The 349-nt window shown below is 34.1% G+C and carries 1 protein-coding gene; it reads right to left on the reverse strand.

All coding sequences use genetic code 11. The features are described from left to right. Positions 1-349, reverse strand: a 349-nt coding sequence (locus tag GXK57_RS26255; RefSeq protein ID WP_160680945.1) for a transposase, incomplete at both ends; no start/stop codon positions are given.

Genomic DNA, 349 nt, shown 5'->3' on the forward strand with positions numbered 1-349 from the left:
GACATGGAATACTCTCTAGCCAGTCCCCGTATGCTTGCTCCAGATTGATGCTTATCCTTTATTTCTTTTATAAACGACCATTTAGCTTTAATTTTTTCATCTCTTATAGCTGCCTTGAGATTATTTTTATCTTCTATAACGGCATCAACAATTTCTTCTTTTTTCTTTGCTATGACCAAGTTTTTAGGGTATTTTCTCTTAACATATCTATTTATGTTATCAAGCAAATTCTTCACTAAGTGAAATTTATCTGACACTTGAAGAGCGTTTGGAAGTGCCTCAGTAATTGCGCCTGCATATGATATTGAGCCATCTCTACTGACTAGTCTGATTTGTGGATATTTCTTTA

Source organism: Clostridium sp. C8-1-8, assembly GCF_009928445.1.
Taxonomy (GTDB): Bacteria; Bacillota; Clostridia; order Clostridiales; family Clostridiaceae; genus Clostridium_AR.